At 71.6% G+C, this 16,040-nt stretch carries 13 protein-coding genes and 1 rRNA gene; 8 read left to right on the top strand and 6 right to left on the bottom strand.

All coding sequences use genetic code 11. The features are described 5' to 3' along the window. The first annotated feature begins 141 nt into the window (after positions 1–141). Positions 142–258, top strand: a 5S ribosomal RNA gene (gene rrf, locus ACZ4MU_RS14565). 121 nt (positions 259–379) lie between these two features. Here rrf and ACZ4MU_RS14560 read toward each other — a convergent pair. From ACZ4MU_RS14560 to ACZ4MU_RS14540, 5 genes are read right to left on the bottom strand one after another with little or no spacing between them, the layout of a single operon-like run. After that, positions 380–1,690 carry a DUF58 domain-containing protein gene (locus tag ACZ4MU_RS14560; protein ID WP_467875498.1) on the bottom strand — a complete coding sequence of 437 codons (1,311 nt, stop codon included), beginning with the start codon at positions 1,688–1,690 and terminating at the stop codon, positions 380–382. Between the two features lie 10 nt (positions 1,691–1,700). Beyond that, the gene (locus ACZ4MU_RS14555) at positions 1,701–2,684 is read right to left on the bottom strand and encodes an AAA family ATPase (RefSeq protein ID WP_467875495.1); all 984 of its coding nucleotides are present in this window, start codon (positions 2,682–2,684) and stop codon (positions 1,701–1,703) included. Next, entirely contained in the window at positions 2,681–3,880 is a 1,200-nt protein-coding gene (locus ACZ4MU_RS14550; protein WP_467875492.1) for a DUF4350 domain-containing protein, read from the bottom strand. The genes ACZ4MU_RS14555 and ACZ4MU_RS14550 overlap by 4 nt, the downstream gene beginning before the upstream one ends. Beyond that, complete coding sequence (locus tag ACZ4MU_RS14545; RefSeq protein ID WP_467875491.1) at positions 3,877–4,569, bottom strand: DUF4129 domain-containing protein; 693 nt, start codon at positions 4,567–4,569, stop codon at positions 3,877–3,879. The genes ACZ4MU_RS14550 and ACZ4MU_RS14545 overlap by 4 nt, the downstream gene beginning before the upstream one ends. A 28-nt stretch (positions 4,570–4,597) precedes the next feature. Beyond that, positions 4,598–5,836: a DUF7847 domain-containing protein gene (locus ACZ4MU_RS14540; protein ID WP_467875488.1), complete on the bottom strand. Its 1,239-nt coding sequence runs from the start codon at positions 5,834–5,836 to the stop codon at positions 4,598–4,600. Positions 5,837–5,991: 155 nt separating this feature from the next. Between ACZ4MU_RS14540 and mtnA the strand changes: the two genes are divergently transcribed. The 7 genes from mtnA to ACZ4MU_RS14505 all read left to right on the top strand — a co-directional run bounded on the left by mtnA (position 5,992) and on the right by ACZ4MU_RS14505 (position 14,775). Next, positions 5,992–7,140, top strand: a complete 1,149-nt coding sequence (gene mtnA, locus ACZ4MU_RS14535; protein WP_467875485.1) for an S-methyl-5-thioribose-1-phosphate isomerase — start codon at positions 5,992–5,994, stop codon at positions 7,138–7,140. Between the two features lie 4 nt (positions 7,141–7,144). Then, entirely contained in the window at positions 7,145–7,834 is a 690-nt protein-coding gene (gene mtrA, locus ACZ4MU_RS14530; protein ID WP_188278465.1) for a two-component system response regulator MtrA, read from the top strand. 1 nt (position 7,835) lies between these two features. Continuing rightward, entirely contained in the window at positions 7,836–9,881 is a 2,046-nt protein-coding gene (gene mtrB / locus ACZ4MU_RS14525; RefSeq protein WP_467875482.1) for an MtrAB system histidine kinase MtrB, read from the top strand. Continuing rightward, positions 9,871–11,760: an LpqB family beta-propeller domain-containing protein gene (locus ACZ4MU_RS14520; protein WP_467875479.1), complete on the top strand. Its 1,890-nt coding sequence runs from the start codon at positions 9,871–9,873 to the stop codon at positions 11,758–11,760. The genes mtrB and ACZ4MU_RS14520 overlap by 11 nt, the downstream gene beginning before the upstream one ends. Positions 11,761–12,039: 279 nt before the next feature. After that, positions 12,040–12,798 (top strand): ComF family protein, encoded by a 759-nt coding sequence (locus ACZ4MU_RS14515; RefSeq protein WP_467875477.1) that lies wholly within the window; start codon positions 12,040–12,042, stop codon positions 12,796–12,798. A gap of 314 nt (positions 12,799–13,112) precedes the next feature. Beyond that, the gene (hpf, locus tag ACZ4MU_RS14510) at positions 13,113–13,799 is read left to right on the top strand and encodes a ribosome hibernation-promoting factor, HPF/YfiA family (protein ID WP_467875475.1); all 687 of its coding nucleotides are present in this window, start codon (positions 13,113–13,115) and stop codon (positions 13,797–13,799) included. Between the two features lie 223 nt (positions 13,800–14,022). Continuing rightward, a complete protein-coding gene (locus ACZ4MU_RS14505; protein ID WP_067159746.1) occupies positions 14,023–14,775 on the top strand; it encodes a response regulator in 753 nt (250 codons plus the stop codon). Positions 14,776–14,837: 62 nt separating this feature from the next. On the opposite strand, the gene ACZ4MU_RS14500 is transcribed toward ACZ4MU_RS14505, so the two are convergent. Next, positions 14,838–16,007: a winged helix-turn-helix domain-containing protein gene (locus ACZ4MU_RS14500; protein ID WP_467875471.1), complete on the bottom strand. Its 1,170-nt coding sequence runs from the start codon at positions 16,005–16,007 to the stop codon at positions 14,838–14,840. Positions 16,008–16,040: the final 33 nt, after the last annotated feature.

Genomic DNA, 16,040 nt, shown 5'->3' with positions numbered 1-16,040 from the left:
CCAGATGTGGAAGCCTCGTAAGGGGTGGAGCTGACTGGTACTAATAGGCCGAGGGCTTGTCCTCAGTTGCTCGCGTCCACTGTGTTAGTTCTGAAATAACGAACAGCTGTGTCAATGCCAGCGTTCAAATTTTCATAGTGTTTCGGTGGTCATAGCGTTAGGGAAACGCCCGGTTACATTCCGAACCCGGAAGCTAAGCCTTTCAGCGCCGATGGTACTGCAGGGGGGACCCTGTGGGAGAGTAGGACGCCGCCGAACAATCTTTAGCCTCAACCCCCGTGCCCTTTTGGGCCGGGGGTTGAGGCATTTTTGCGTTCAGGACCCGTTGGGCTGGCAGAGGCGCTCTCCACCCCTCGCCCAACCACATTCCCATTTCCCCTCAGAGACGACCTGCGGCCTTGAGTGCCAGATAGGCATCCGCCACCGCGGGCGCGAGTTCGTCCGGGGCGGCGTCCACGACGGTGACTCCATGCCGCCTCAACTGCTCGGCCGTGCGGCGACGTTCTTCGTGCGTACGGCTGGCTGCGGCTGCCTCGTAAACGGCATCCACAGTGCCGCGTGCCTTCGCCATCGCCTTGATACGGGGGTCGGCGATCGCCGCCACCAGGACCGTGTGGCGCTTGGTGAGCTGAGGGAGGACGGGCAGTAGGCCCTCCTCGACCGGCGCCGCGTCCAGGCTGGTGAACAACACGATCAAGGAACGTCGAGGGGCATGTGCGAGGGCGCCGGCACTCAGCCCTCGTGCATCCGTTTCCACGAGTTCCGGCTCGAGTGATGCCATCGTATTGACGAGAGCCGGCAGGAGTTCGCTGGCGGAACGGCCTCGTACCTGGGCTCGTACGCGGCGGTCGTACGCGAGGAGATCAACGCGGTCGCCGGCGCGTGAGGCCAGGGCAGCCAGGAGTAGGGAGGCGTCCATGGCGGCGTCCAGGCGGGGGATGTCACCCACGCGTCCGGCCGACGTGCGGCCCGTGTCCAGGACGACGAGGATGTGGCGGTCGCGCTCCGGTCGCCAGGTGCGTAGGGCAACGGCGTTCTGCCGGGCGGTGGCACGCCAGTCGATGGAGCGGGTGTCGTCGCCAGGAACGTATGGGCGCAGGCTGTCGAACTCGGTTCCTTCGCCCCTCGTCAGCACACTGGTACGTCCGTCCAGTTCCCGTAGTCGGGCGAGCCGCGAAGGCAGGTGCTTGCGGCTGGTGAACGGCGGGAGCACACGTACGGTCCAGGGGACGTGGTGACTGCCCTGGCGGGAGACGAGGCCGAGCGGCCCGTAGGAGCGGACGGTGATCTGCTGGGAGCGGCGGTCGCCACGGCGGGTCGGGCGCAGAGCTGTGGTGACCCGGCGGCGTTCGCCCGCTGGGACTGTCACGGTGTGGCGGGAGGCGTCCTGTTCGGCGGCGGAGGCCCAACTGCTGGGCGGCCAGGCGTCGCGGAGCTGGGCCCGCAGCGAGCGGGTCGAAGGGTTGGTGACGGTGAGGACGACCTCGGCGGCGTCACCCAGTCGAACTGATGTATCACCGTTTCGGGTGAATTGAAGCTTTCGCACTGGCGCGGCGAGGGCGTAGTCGCACATCATTGCGAGTGTGAGGGGGGCGTTGACCGCGAGCATTCCCGCCCAGCTCGGGGCCCATACGCCGACGGGTACGGATCCGAGAGCAGCGAGCAGCGCGGCGCGCCCGGTGAGAGCCACGGCCGCCGTCTCAGCGGGGGACGGGGACGTGGGCGAGGACCGAGGTGATGACGGAGTCGGCGGTGACGCCCTCCATCTCCGCCTCGGGACGCAACTGGATGCGGTGGCGCAGTGTGGGGAGGGCCAAGGCCTTCACGTCGTCGGGGATGACATAGTCCCGGCCCGTGAGCCAGGCCCAGGCGCGGGCGGTGGAGAGCAAGGCGGTGGCGCCTCGGGGAGAGACACCGAGGCTGAGTGAGGGGGATTCACGCGTGGCACGACAGATATCGACGACATAGCCGGTGATCTCCGCCGAGACGGAGGTCTTGGCGACGGCGGCGCGGGCGGCTTCGAGATCGGCTGCTCCCGCGACCGGGCGGACTCCCGCTGCCTTGAGGTCACGAGGGTCGAAGCCTTCGGCGTGACGTGCCAGGACGCTGATCTCGTCCGCGCGGGAGGGCAGGGGCACCGTCAACTTCAGCAGGAAGCGGTCCAGCTGGGCTTCCGGCAGGGGATACGTGCCCTCGTACTCGACAGGGTTCTGGGTCGCGGCGACCAGGAACGGCTCGGGAAGCGGGCGCGGTGTGCCGTCGACCGTGACCTGGCGCTCCTCCATGGCTTCGAGGAGGGAGGACTGCGTTTTGGGGGGTGTTCGGTTGATCTCGTCCGCGAGCAGCAGATTCGTGAACACGGGGCCGGCCTGGAAGGAGAACTCGGCGGTGCGGGCGTCGTAGATCAGCGAACCGGTGACATCGCTGGGCATCAGATCGGGGGTGAACTGGACGCGCTTGGTGTCGAGTTCGAGTGAGGCGGCGAGCGAGCGCACCAGGAGTGTCTTGGCGACGCCCGGCACTCCTTCCAGCAGGACATGGCCACGGCAGAGCAGGGCCACGACCAGGCCCGTCACGGCGGAGTCCTGGCCGACGACGGCCTTGGCGATCTCGGCGCGCAGGGCCTCCAGGGAGGCGCGGGCGTTGTCCGGGGTCGCGGGGGTCGCCGGGGTTCGGTCGCTCATGAGGTGCGTACCTCTCTTTCGAGGGCGTCGAGTTCGTCCGCGAGGCGGACCAGTGCGGCGTCGTCGGCCGGGGGCGGGCCGAAGAGCAGGACGTGCAGGTCCTGTCCGGGCGCCGGGATCCGGGCGGAGACGGCGGGGAGGAGGAGTTCGGGCGCGTGTGCCGAGGCGGCGGGCACGCCCAGGAGGGGGGCAAGTCGGGCGCGGGTGGCCGAACGCAGGGCGTCGGACGCGCGGTCGCGGGCGTTGGCCTTGCGATAGAGGCGGGCTCGGCCCTCAGTCGCCTCGGAAGCGCGGACGGCTACCGGGAGTTGCTCGGTCACCAGCGGGCCGAGGCGGCGGGCCCGCCAGATGGCGGCGAGGGCGGCCGCGAGCGTGAGCTGAAGGGTGGCCCAGAGCCAGCCGGAGGGGACGAGATCGAAGAAGCTGCGGTCACCGCCGTCGGTGGCCGAGTCATCACCGAGCGAGGGGAGGTACCAGACCAGATGGGGGCGGGAGCCGAGGAGTTGGAGGGCGAGCGAGGCGTTGCCCTGCTTGTCGAGACGGTGGTTGTAGAGGATGTCGGGGGCGCCGAGCAGGACGGTGTCGCCCTGGGCAGGGGTCTGTATCCGGAGCAGGGTGGGCAGGCCGCCCGCCGGGTAGCAGGCGTCATCGGCCTGGTTCCCGGAGGTGTAGCGGAAGCCACCGGTGTCGGCGCTTCCGGCGCGGTTGGCCAGGGGCAGGGGGCAGTTCGGCTCGCGGTTGCCGACCGAGGAAGAGCCCTCTTCCCGTACGCCGGGGGCCAGGACGGGAAGGGAGGGTGCGCCGGCGGCGAGCAGCAGGGTTCGGCCGCCCGACTTGGCGGCCGCGTCATGGAGCCGGTGCTGCTGGGAGGTGGTGAGCAGATCGGGGGCGGTGACCAGGAGTGTGGTGTCCGGTCCCGCGGCCCGGGTGGCGTCGTCGAGAGTGGTGACCACGCGGGTGGAGACACCCTGGTCCTTGAGGAGTTCGGCGACGGCGCGGCTGCCGTAGCGGTCCGCCGAGCGGGGGTCGAGACGGCCGTGGTGGTCGCCGGAGCGGGTGGCGGCGAGGACGATCCCCGCGACCAGGAGGATCACGGCGGCGAGCACCAACCCACGGCCACGTGTCCAGAGCTGACGGGCCGTCGCGTCGGTGGATGTGGACGGGGACGAGGCCGCCGGGGACTGCGTGCTGGTCATTCGGCCGCTCCCCGGGAAGCCGCTTCCGTCGTGGGGCGTTGGTCGAGGGCGTTGAGATCCGGCTTCGTACGTTCCAGGTCGGTGTCGAGGTCGCGCAGACGGGCGTACACGGCCTGGCTCGCCGTACGGCCGCCGTATGTGACGTCGTCGAAGGCGCGGGCGGCGGCGCGGAGCCGGTCGGCGTGGCCGGGCAGCGGACGGCCCGCCTCGGCCGCGGCCTCGTCGGCGGTGCGGCCGGGGCGCGGGTCGAGCAGGGCGCGCTCCTCCAGGGAGCGGACAAGGGCACGCATCCGTTCCTGGACGGCCTCGGTCCAGCGGCCGGCGGCGGCGTGGGCCTCGGCCGTGGCGCGGTGCTCCGCCGCGCTGCGCGGGCGGTCGTCGAAGACCGCGCCGAGGGTGGAGACCGTGCGCTGCGGCGTGCCCAGACGCCACCACAGGGCGGCGATCAGGGCCAGGACGAACACGGCGATGGCCACCAGCCCGAGCGCGCCGCCCGGGGTGGCGCCCGAGGCGGCGCTGAACAGGCCGCCGACCCAGTCCCAGAAGCGGTCGAGGGCGCGCTCCAGCAGATTCGGGTCGTTCTCGTGGTACATCGGCTTGGACAGTTCGCGCCGTGCCGCCTCGCGGGCGGGCACGCGCGGCGTGTCCACCGGTGGTTCGCCGACCGCTCGGACCAGCAGCCGCCCCATGGTAGCGCCCCCCGTCGCGGACACCGCATCAGCTCCCGGGAGTCTCGTAGCCCGGCAGGTTGGCGGCGCGCGCGAGGTCGAGGTCGAGGGCTTCGCGGCGGATGCGCTGGTCGATGTAGAGCAGCGCGGCCACCCCGGCGGAGATCGGGTAGGTGATCGCCGCGGCGATCACGGCGCCGATCCCGGTGATGATCAGGAACGGCCAGCCGAAGTCGGAGGCGTTCCCGGAGAAGAGGCTGCTGGAACCGCCGTCGTCCACGATCATCCCGGTTACGGTGAACGGGATAGCGATGATCATCGAGACGATGGAGGTCAGGAGAACCGTCAGCAGGGTGATGCCGAGGATGCGCCACCAGGCGCCGCGCACCAGCTTGGCGGACCGGCGCAGGGACTTCACCAGGCTCTGGCGCTCCAGCATCAGCGCGGGCGCGGCGAGGCTGAACCGGACCAGCAGCCAGATCACGACCACGAAGGCGGCCAGACCGCCGAGTCCGGCCAGGGCCGCACCGGCGTCGGACCCGATGAGCACGCCGGGCAGGATTCCGATGCCCACGATCGCGCCCGCCATCAGGGGAAGCAGCACCAGCAGGCCCAGCAGCGGCAGCAGCCTCGGCCGGGCCTCCGTCCAGGCCTCCCGCAGCGTCACCGGGCGTCCCAGCACGGAGCGGCTGATGACGATGGTCAGGACCGCCGTCACGAAGAGCGTGCCGACCAGTGCCAGGACCCCGGCGGGCAGCATCCTGAGCATGCTCGACCGCAGCGAGTCCATGGCCTGGTCGAGCGCCTCGGTGCCGGTGGCGTTCGCGTCGATCTCCGGCGGGTCCGGCAGCAGGTAGCGCTGGATGAGGATGTCCGCGATCTGGGTGATCACGGCGACCGTGAGGGTCACCCCGAGGACGGTGCGCCAGTGGGCGCGCATCGTCGACACCGCGCCGTCGAGGATCTCGCCGACGCCCAGCGGGCGCAGCGGGATCACGCCGGGCTTGGCGGCGGGCGCGGGACCCCAGCCGGAGTTCCACTGTCCGCCGGGAGGCGGAGGCGGCCCCCAGCCGCCCTGCTGGGGCCCAGGACGGCCCGGCGGGGGTGGGGGCGTGCCCGGGCCCGGTGTGGGGGCCGGAGGCGACCACTGGCCCGCCGGAGGCTGGTTCCGGGACCACTGCGAGGACGCGCGGGCCCGGTCGGAGGGCTCGGACTGCCCGGACGTACCGGTGTCCTCGCCGTCGGAGGGGGCCGATCCGGGCGAAGCCCAGCCCGGAGAGTCGTTCACGGTCGTCCACCTCGTGGATTGGTCGTGGGACCAGCTCGGCGAGCCGGCACGTCGGGGTCGGCAGCCATCGTGCCATGCGGTTCCGAGCCGCGGACCGGCCCCCGTATCTCGTTGGCACCTTCAATTGTCGGTGGCTCACCGGGCAGACTGGGCGGATGGCTGATCACGAGGTGCGATCCACCGTGGGCTCCGAGCCGTCGGGACTGGAACAGCTGCGTTGGGACGAGCCGCCGGAGGGGCCGGTGCTGGTGCTCCTCGACCAGACCCGGCTGCCGGCCGAGGAGGTGGAGCTGGTCTGTACGGATGTGCCGGGGCTGGTGCGGGCCATCCAGACGCTGGCCGTCCGTGGGGCGCCGCTGCTGGGTATCGCGGGGGCGTACGGGGTGGCGCTGGCGGGGGTGCGCGGCTACGACGTCCAGGAGGCCGCGGCTCTGCTGGCGGCGGCGCGGCCCACCGCGGTGAACCTCGGATACGGGGTGCGGCTGGCGCTCGGGGCGTATCAGGCGGCGCTGGACAAGGGCGCCGGTCCGCAGGAGGCGGGGACGGCGGCTCTGGCCGCTGCGAGGGCCCTGCATCGGGCGGACGCGGAGGCGAGTGTCAGGATGGCTGCCCACGGCCTGGCTCTGCTCGACGAGCTGCTGCCCGGCGGCAGCCACCGGGTGCTCACGCACTGCAACACCGGACGGCTGGTCTCCGGCGGCGAGGGCACCGCCTTCGCGGTGGCGCTGGCCGCGCACCGGGCGGGCCGGCTGCGGCGGCTGTGGGTCGACGAGACGCGGCCGCTGCTCCAAGGGGCCAGACTGACCGCGTACGAAGCGGCGCGCAGCGGAATGGCGTACAGCCTGCTCACCGACAATGCCGCGGGCTCGCTGTTCGCGGCGGGGGAGGTGGACGCCGTTCTGGTGGGGGCGGACCGGATAGCCGCCGACGGATCGGTGGCGAACAAGGTGGGGAGCTATCCGCTCGCCGTGCTCGCCAAGTACCACCATGTGCCGTTCATCGTGGTGGCACCGGTCACGACGGTGGATCTGGAAACCCCCGACGGGGCGTCGATCGAGGTCGAGCAGCGGCCCGGGCAGGAGGTGACGGAGCTCACCGGACCGCAGGCTCCTGTGGCCGGGTGGGGGGCGGGCGGAGGGCTGCCCGTGGCGCCGTTGGGGACGCAGGCGTACAACCCGGCGTTCGATGTGACGCCCCCCGAGCTGGTGACGGCGATCGTCACCGAAGAAGGTGTTCTCTCGCCCGTCACCGGGGGCGGTCTGAGAGAGCTGTGTGCCAGGTCACGCCAGGTAACGATTAGCTAATGGGATGATGACGTTTATGAAGGGACGCGTCCTTGTCGTCGACGACGACACCGCGCTGGCCGAGATGCTCGGCATTGTGCTGCGTGGAGAAGGTTTTGAGCCGTCGTTCGTAGCGGACGGCGACAAGGCACTGGCGGCATTCCGTGAGGCCAAGCCGGACCTGGTACTGCTGGACCTCATGCTGCCCGGACGGGACGGCATCGAGGTCTGCAGGCTGATCAGGGCCGAGTCCGGCGTGCCGATCGTGATGCTCACCGCCAAGAGCGACACGGTGGATGTGGTGGTCGGCCTGGAGTCCGGGGCCGACGACTACATCGTGAAGCCGTTCAAGCCGAAGGAGCTGGTCGCCCGTATCCGGGCGCGCCTGAGGAGGTCGGAGGAGCCGGCGCCGGAGCAGCTGGCGATCGGCGATCTGGTGATCGACGTGGCGGGTCACTCCGTGAAGCGGGACGGGCAGTCCATCGCCCTGACCCCGCTGGAGTTCGACCTGCTGGTCGCGCTGGCGCGCAAGCCGTGGCAGGTGTTCACCCGTGAGGTGCTCCTGGAGCAGGTGTGGGGGTACCGGCACGCGGCGGACACGCGGCTGGTGAACGTGCATGTGCAGCGGCTCCGCTCGAAGGTCGAGAAGGACCCCGAGCGTCCGGAGATCGTGGTGACCGTCCGTGGTGTCGGTTACAAGGCTGGACCGAGCTGACATGTCCCGCGGCGGCGCTGCTCCGAAGCCCGGGAAGCCCGGGGTCCGTGGGGGGCGGGCTGCTGACGGGGGACGAAAGACGTCATGGGGCGGGCGGATCCTCCAGGAGGGCACGCCCGGCAGCCCCGTGCTGCGGTTGTTCGCGCGCTGGGTGAGGCGTCCGCTGCTGCCCGCGGTGCGGCTGTGGCGGCGCAACATCCAGCTGCGGGTGGTCGCCTCCACCCTGCTGATGTCGCTGGGTGTGGTGCTGCTGCTCGGGTTCGTTGTCATCGGTCAGGTGCGCAACGGGCTCCTCGTCACCAAGGAGAAGGCGTCCGAGAGCCAGTCCGCGGGCGGCTTCGCCGTGGCCAAGGACAAGGCCAGCGCCCCGGCGGCGCCGGGCGGGCAGGACGACGGCTCCGACGGACAGGCCGGCAGCTCGGTGACCTGGCGCAGCGAGCTGGTGACCCAGCTCGCCAGTGGCGGCCAGGGCGCGTTCTACGTGGTCGCGCTGAGCGCCGACTCAGAGGACTCGGGCTCCAGCAACCGCGGCCCGCGCGCGTCGGGCGGCGTGGACCCGGCCGCGAGCGTCCCGCAGAGCCTGCGGGACGACGTCGACCAGGGCACGGGGGCGTACAAGACGTACGCCTCGATCAAGTACCTCGACGGCCAGGAGCCCAAGCCGGGCCTGGTCATCGGGACCAAGCTGAAGGACGTCGACGGCCAGGCCTACCAGCTGTACTACCTCTTCCCGCTGGCGCAGGAGGAGAAGACGCTGAGCCTGGTCAAGGGCACTCTCGCCACCGCCGGCCTCTTCCTGGTGGTGCTGCTCGGGGCGATCGCCTGGCTGGTGGTGCGCCAGGTCGTCACCCCGGTCCGGATGGCGGCGCAGATCGCCGAGCGGCTCTCCGCGGCCAAGCTCCAGGAACGGATGAAGGTCACCGGCGAGGACGACATCGCGCGGCTCGGCGAGGCCTTCAACAAGATGGCGCAGAACCTCCAGCTCAAGATCCAGCAGCTGGAGGAGCTGTCGCGGATGCAGCGGCGGTTCGTCTCGGACGTCTCGCACGAACTGCGGACGCCGCTGACGACCGTACGGATGGCGGCGGACGTCATCCACGAGGCGCGGGTCGACTTCGATCCGGTGACGGCGCGGTCGGCGGAGCTGCTGGCCGGACAGCTGGACCGGTTCGAGTCGCTGCTGGCGGACCTTCTGGAGATCAGCCGGTTCGACGCGGGCGCGGCTGCTCTGGAGGCCGAGCCGATAGACCTGCGCGAGGTCGTGCGCCGGGTCATCGAGGGCGCCGAGCCGCTCGCCGAGCGCAAGGGCACCCGGATACGGGTGGTCGGTGACGAGCAGCCGGTCATCGCCGAGGCCGACGCCCGGCGGGTCGAGCGGGTGCTGCGCAACCTGGTGGTCAACGCCGTGGAGCACGGCGAGGGCCGGGACGTGGTGGTGCGCATGGGCTCGGCCGGGGGCGCGGTAGCCATCGCGGTGCGCGACTACGGAGTGGGCCTCAAGCCCGGCGAGGCGACCCGGGTGTTCAACCGCTTCTGGCGCGCCGACCCCGCCCGCGCCAGGACGACCGGGGGCACCGGTTTGGGTCTGTCGATCGCCGTCGAGGACGCGCGGCTGCACGGCGGCTGGCTCCAGGCCTGGGGTGAGCCCGGCGGCGGCTCCCAGTTCCGGCTGACGCTGCCGCGTACGGCCGACGAGCCGTTGCGCGGATCTCCGATACCGCTGGAGCCGGAGGATTCCCGGGCCGCGCGGGAGCGGGCCCGGCTGGGCGCGGCGCCCGAGCAGGGCAACGGGCTGCGGCTGGCGAGCGTGCCGGTCCAGCCCGCCGCCACCCGGTCCTCGCTGCCGGTGCCGCCCCGGCCGCCGGCCCCGCCGCGTACGTCCGGGCCGGCCGCCGATCCGACCGCGCTGCCCGGTGGCGGCGGGGCCAGGGTGGTGCCGCGGGTCACCGACGCGCGCGGGGAGGGCGAGTCCGTACCATCGCAGGCTGCTGACAGAGCGGCTGCCCAGGCAGCCGCCGACCAGGAGGAATCGTCTCGTGGGCGCTGATCGGGGGAGGGGCCGCGGCCGTCGGTTGCGGTCGGCCGCGCTGCTGGGCTGCGGCGGTGTGCTGATGGCGGGGTGCGCGTCGATGCCCGACAGCGGGGATGTGCACGCGGTGCAGGCCTCGCAGCGCGCCGACTCGCAGGTGCAGGTGTACGCGGTGCCGCCGCGCGAGGGGGCGGCCGCCGACGAGATAGTCGACGGGTTCCTGGAGGCGATGACCAGTGACGACCCGCAGTTCGCGACGGCGCGCAAGTATCTGACGCCGCAGGCCGCGCGGACCTGGAAGCCGGATCAGGCGACCACGGTGCTGGCCGACGGGCCGAACCCGCAGCCGAGCCGGACCAGCGACAAGGGCGACAGCTCCAGCTTCACGTTCACCGTGACCGGCAGGCCGGTCGCCGTGGTGGACAAACAGCACGCCTACCAGCCGGCCGGAGCGAAGCCGACGTACAACGAGACGATCCATCTCGTACGGCAGAACACGGCGAGCGGCAAGGAGTGGCGCATCGACACGCTGCCCGAGGGGCTGCTGCTCGGCCAGTCGGACTTCCAGCGCATCTACCGCTCCGTCAACAAGTACTACTTCGCCTCCGGTCAGGACCGGCTGGTCGCCGATCCGGTGTACGTGCGCCAGCGCAACGACCCCGAGACGCAGATGAACCTGGTCACCCAGACGGTCATGGCCGTGCTGGAGGGGCCGACCAACTGGCTGCGGCCGGTGGTGGGTTCACGCTTCCCGAGCGGTACGGCACTGAAGGACGGCACCAAGGCGCTCGCGTTCGACGACCGCAACGCGCTCAAGGTGCCACTCAGTGAGCGGGCGTCCAACGTCGGCGGCGGGCAGTGCCGCAAGATGGCGGCCCAACTGCTGTTCACCCTGCGGGATCTGACGGCGACCCGGGTCAGCCAGGTGGAGCTGGACCGGGCGAACGGCTCGCAGTTGTGCGTGCTCGGCGGCGACCAGGCCGAGCAGTACGCCCCGGAGCGGATCTCGCCCAAGCCCGGCCAGTACTTCGTGGACACGCAGGGACGGCTCGCGCGGATGCGGGCGGGTGAGCGCGACGGCGCGGACGGCGCCGACAGTGCCGACAGCGCGGACGGGGACGTGGTCACCGAGCTGGTCCCCGGACCCTTCGGGCGGGCCGAGCAGCGGCTGCGTTCGGTCGCGGTGGAGCGGGACGAGAGGCGCGCCGCGGGCGTGACGAACGACGGCCGCTCGCTGTACGTGGCGCCGATCGTCTCCGACGGTGAGCTGGTGAAGACGGCGGTGACCAGTCAGAGCAAGGATCCGAAGGACGGCCTCTCGGCGCCGAGCTGGGACGGCCGTGACGATCTGTGGGTGGCCGACCGTGACCCGGCCCACCCCCGGCTGCTCCACCTCGACCACGGCCAGGGGCAGCCGCAGGAGGTCGATGTCGCCGGTCTGAACGGGGCGCACATCGAGCAGGTGCGGATGTCGGCGGACAGCGTACGGATCGCGCTCCTGGTGAACGAGGGCGGGCGCACGACGCTGCGGATCGGCCGCGTGGAGCGGATCGGCGACCCGGAGCACCCTCAGGTCTCCGTGGTGGAACTGCGCCCCGGAGCCCCGCAGATGGAGGATGTGACGGCCGTGTCCTGGGCGGGCCGCAGCCGTCTTGTCGTGGTCGGCAAGGAGACCGGCGGCCTTCAGCAGCAGCTGCGCTACATGCAGACGGACGGCTCGCTGTCGGCTGCGGGCAATCTGCCGGGCGCCAACCGGGTGACCGAGATCGCCGCCGCGGACGACGAGCGGCTGCCGCTGGTGGCGCACTCCAAGGAGGACGGCATCGTTCGGCTGCCTCCGGGCGCCAACTGGAAGACGGCGGTCAAGGCGGGGTCCTCGCCGGTCTACCCGGGCTGACGGCCGCGCCGCCCCGCGGCTGTCACCCGACCGGCCGCCCCGCCCCGCGGCTGTCACCCGACCGCCCGCCCGGCCGACCGCGGCCCCGCCGCCCGGCCGGCCCGCTGTCGCTCTACGGGCTCTACGGTTCGATCGGCCGGTCCGTAGGTGGCGGGTGCCCGGCCGCCCCCGCCGGTGGCGAACGGGTGCCCGCCGATTCGCCGGATCCGGTGGCCGGCTCACCCCCTCGGTTTTCCACAGGGGTGGCCGGGCAGCCTCGCTGTTGGCAGAGTGGATGCCATGCGGGGATGGTGGCAGGAGGTCTCCGGGCTGGTGCTGCCGGTTGCCTGCGGCGGCTGCGGCAGTCCCCGTACGGCGCTGTGTGAGCGGTGCGCGGCGGCGCTGCTCGGTGTGCGGGCGCGGCGGGTCCGACCTGCCCCCGAGCCCGCAGGACTGCCGGTGGTGTACGCGGCGGCGGTCTACGAGGACGCCGTACGGGCGGTGCTCCTCGCACACAAGGAACGGGGCGCCCTGGGCCTGGCCGGGGTCCTCGGCAAGGCGCTCGCGGGCGCGGTGGGCGCGGCCGCGGCAGCGCCCCGGGACGGGCCGCTGCTGCTCGTGCCGGTGCCGTCGGCGCGGCGTGCGGTGCGGGCGCGCGGACATGACGCGGCGCGGCGGATCGCCCTGGCGGCGGCGGGGGAGCTACGGCGTACGGGAACGGACGCGCGCGTGGCGGCGGTGCTGCGTCAGCGGCGTGCGGTGGCGGACCAGTCGGGGCTGAGCGCCCGGCAGCGGCTGGCGAATCTGAGCGGGGCGCTGGAAGTGGCGGTGGGTGGTGACCGGCTGCTGGAGGGCGGCCGGGTGGTCCTGGTGGACGACCTCATGACCACGGGTGCCTCGCTGGTGGAGGCGGCCCGGGCGGTGGCGTGCGCGGCCGGTGGAACGGGCGGCGCGGTGGGCGGTGTCCCGGCGCACGGAATTGCGGGATTCGCGCAACGGAGGGCGACGGCGGCGGTCGTCGCATCGACCCCCGCATCTTTCGAAATAAACCGGAACTGACGGGGAACCCGCATCGTTGCAGGCAGTAAGAGGCATGAAACACCTGAACGGAGGTACGTGCTGGTAGCGGGTGCCGACATCCGTCCGAGCGAGCTATGTTCGGTTGTGAGGAATGGCGACAGCCGGCCTCACGGAATGCACGGCCTCGCTTCTGGGTACTTCCCTGACCCTGAAGTCGGTGGGGTGGCGATCATCCCCGCAGGGGAGGAGGAGGTGAAAGTCGCCCAGTCCGGGACTCCGGTGCTCACCGGAGTCTGGTGCAAGAGGGAGATGCTCCGCGGTTGAGGCGGAGTGATCCGGGAACGGAGTTCTGCGTGGACATCGTCGTCAAGGGCCGCAAGACCGAGGTACCCGAGCGGTTCCGCAAGCACGTGGCCGAGAAGCTGAAGCTGGAGAAGATCCAGAAGCTCGACGGCAAGGTAATCAGCCTCGACGTCGAGGTGTCCAAGGAACACAACCCGCGGCAGGCCGACCGTTCCGACCGAGTGGAGATCACACTGCACTCGCGTGGCCCGGTGATCCGGGCGGAGGCGGCGGCAGCCGATCCGTACGCGGCCCTCGACCTTGCCCACAGCAAGCTGGAGGCGCGGCTGCGCAAGCAGCACGACAAGCGCTACACCCGTAGGGGCAACGGTCGGATCCCGGCCGCCGAGGTGGCCGACGTGGTCCCGGGCGTGGCCCAGCTGAACGCGAACGGCGAGCCGGTGGGATCGCAGGAGGAGCGCGTTCCCGTCACCAGGATGGGATCGGTCGAGGTCCAGGGCGAAGGACCGCTGGTGGTCCGCGAGAAGAACCATGTCGCCGCCCCGATGACGCTCGACCAGGCGCTCTACGAGATGGAACTGGTCGGGCACGATTTCTACCTCTTCGTCGACTCCGAGACGAAGAATCCCAGCGTCGTCTACCGGCGGCACGCCTACGACTACGGCGTGATCCACCTGGAGACGGACCCGCTGGCCGGTGAGGACGCGAGCGGCGCCGGCGGAGCGCTCGGCGGATGACCAGGTGGGCGGCGCGCTGAACGGACCCGTGCGGCGCGCCGTACCAGAGAGCGGTAGTGCCCCTGGAGCGCCCTGTGCGCCCCCAGGGGCACCACTGTGCGACGGCTGGAGCACCGCTCTGTCGGCCGGGCATGAAATCATGGCGTCGCACGCCAACCGCTTCTCCCCGGAGCGCGGTTGGCAGCCACACCAACTCGGGCCATGGCCTTCAGGGGGAGGAACGATGGCAGACAGCTTCGGGCCGGTGCACGACGGATCGGCCCCGGACGGTTCTGACGGGGCTCCCACCGGCATGGAAGCGGCGGGGTCGCGCAAGGAGCCCATCCGGGTCCTGGTCGTCGACGACCACGCGCTGTTCCGCCGGGGCCTGGAGATCGTGCTGGCCGCAGAGGAGGACATCCAGGTCGTCGGCGAGGCGGGCGACGGGGCGGAGGCCGTGGACAAGGCGGCGGACCTGCTGCCCGACATCGTGCTGATGGACGTGCGGATGCCGCGGCGCGGAGGGATCGAGGCCTGCACCTCCATCAAGGAGGTCGCTCCCAGCGCGAAGATCATCATGCTGACGATCAGCGACGAGGAGGCCGACCTCTACGACGCGATCAAGGCGGGGGCGACGGGCTACCTCCTCAAGGAGATCTCCACCGACGAGGTGGCGACCGCCATCCGCGCGGTCGCGGACGGCCAGTCCCAGATCAGCCCGTCGATGGCGTCGAAGCTGCTCACCGAGTTCAAGTCGATGATCCAGCGCACCGACGAGCGCCGGCTGGTGCCCGCGCCGAGACTCACCGACCGCGAGCTCGAAGTGCTCAAGCTCGTGGCGACGGGGATGAACAACCGGGACATCGCCAAGGAGTTGTTCATCTCCGAGAACACCGTGAAGAACCACGTCCGCAACATCCTGGAGAAGCTGCAGCTGCACTCCCGGATGGAGGCGGTGGTGTACGCGATGCGCGAGAAGATCCTGGAGATCCGCTAACCCGCCCCACCGCGCCTGCCCGACCCTGTCCAGCCCGACCGCGCCCCGCCCCATCGCGCCTCTCAGATCGCCGCTATCGCCGCCGTCAGCTCACGGGCCAGCCCCGGAGTGTCCGCGCGCTCGATCCGTACGGCGTCGCAGCCCACCCACCGTGCCGCCTCCAGCAGCGCCTGCGCCATCGGGGCGATGGCCTTGGGCGTCTCCAGGGAGACCTGTTTGGCCACGAGGGTGCGGCCCTCGCGGGCGGGGTCGACGCGGCCGAGGAGCCTGCCGCCCGCCAGCAGGGGCATCGCGAAGTATCCGTACACCCGCTTCGGCTTGGGGGTGTAGGCCTCCAGCCGGTGGGTGAAGCCGAAGATCCGCTCGGTGCGCGCGCGGTCCCAGATCAGCGAGTCGAAGGGGGACAGCAGCGTCGTACGGTGACGTCCGCGCGGCTCGGTGGCCAGCGCCTCCGGATCCGCCCAGGCGGCCTTGTCCCAGCCCTGGACGGTGACGGGCACCAGACCGGAGTCGGCGATGACCGCGTCCACCTGCTCGCCCTTGAGGCGGTGGTAGTCCGCGATGTCCGCGCGCGTGCCCACGCCCAGGGAGCGGCCCGCCAGCGCGACGAGCCGGCGCAGGCACTCGGCGTCGTCCAGCTCGTCGTGGAGGTGGACGTCCGGAATGGCGCGCTCGGCCAGGTCGTACACCCGCTTCCAGCCGCGCCGTTCGACGCACACCACCTCGCCGTACATCAGCGCGCGTTCGACGGCGACCTTGGACTCCGACCAGTCCCACCACTCGCCCTTGTTCTTGGCGCCGCCCAAGTCCGTCGCGGTCAGGGGGCCTTCGGCCCGCAGCTGCTTGATCACCTGCTGGTACGCCTCGGCCGGCAGGTCGTGGTGCCAGTGCGGGCGGGTGCGGTAGGCGCGGCGGCGGAAGGCGAAGTGCGGCCACTCCTCCACGGGGAGGATGCAGGCGGCGTGCGACCAGTACTCGAACGCGTGGGAGCCCGTCCAGTACGCCGCGTCCACCGTCTTGCGGCCCACCGCGCCCAGGCGGGCGTACGGAATCAGCTCGTGCGACCGGGCGAGGACCGAGATCGTGTCGAGCTGGACCGCGCCCAGGTGGCGCAGCACGCCCCGCACCCCGCCCTTGCGGTCGGGCGCGCCCATGAAGCCCTGGGCGCGCAGGGCGATGCGACGGGCCTCGTCGGCGGAGAGCTGGACGGCGGGACGCGGCAGGCTGGTCATGCTTCGCACGATAGACGGCGGCACTGACAACCC

It is taken from the genome of Streptomyces sp. NPDC026377, from assembly GCF_055567715.1.
The sequence above is the reverse complement of the archived record's forward strand: the minus strand, read 5'-3'. Positions and strand labels throughout refer to the sequence as shown.

Excerpts from the sequence above, each read along its gene's own strand:
- ACZ4MU_RS14555 (WP_467875495.1), bottom strand. The coding sequence starts at position 2,684 with ATGAGCGACCGAACCCCGGCGACCCCCGCGACCCCGGACAACGCCCGC.
- ACZ4MU_RS14550 (WP_467875492.1), bottom strand. The coding sequence starts at position 3,880 with ATGACCAGCACGCAGTCCCCGGCGGCCTCGTCCCCGTCCACATCCACC.
- ACZ4MU_RS14545 (WP_467875491.1), bottom strand. The coding sequence starts at position 4,569 with ATGGGGCGGCTGCTGGTCCGAGCGGTCGGCGAACCACCGGTGGACACG.
- mtnA (WP_467875485.1), top strand. The coding sequence starts at position 5,992 with ATGGCTGATCACGAGGTGCGATCCACCGTGGGCTCCGAGCCGTCGGGA.
- mtrA (WP_188278465.1), top strand. The coding sequence starts at position 7,145 with ATGATGACGTTTATGAAGGGACGCGTCCTTGTCGTCGACGACGACACC.
- mtrB (WP_467875482.1), top strand. The coding sequence starts at position 7,836 with ATGTCCCGCGGCGGCGCTGCTCCGAAGCCCGGGAAGCCCGGGGTCCGT.
- ACZ4MU_RS14515 (WP_467875477.1), top strand. The coding sequence starts at position 12,040 with ATGCGGGGATGGTGGCAGGAGGTCTCCGGGCTGGTGCTGCCGGTTGCC.
- ACZ4MU_RS14505 (WP_067159746.1), top strand. The coding sequence starts at position 14,023 with ATGGCAGACAGCTTCGGGCCGGTGCACGACGGATCGGCCCCGGACGGT.
- ACZ4MU_RS14500 (WP_467875471.1), bottom strand. The coding sequence starts at position 16,007 with ATGACCAGCCTGCCGCGTCCCGCCGTCCAGCTCTCCGCCGACGAGGCC.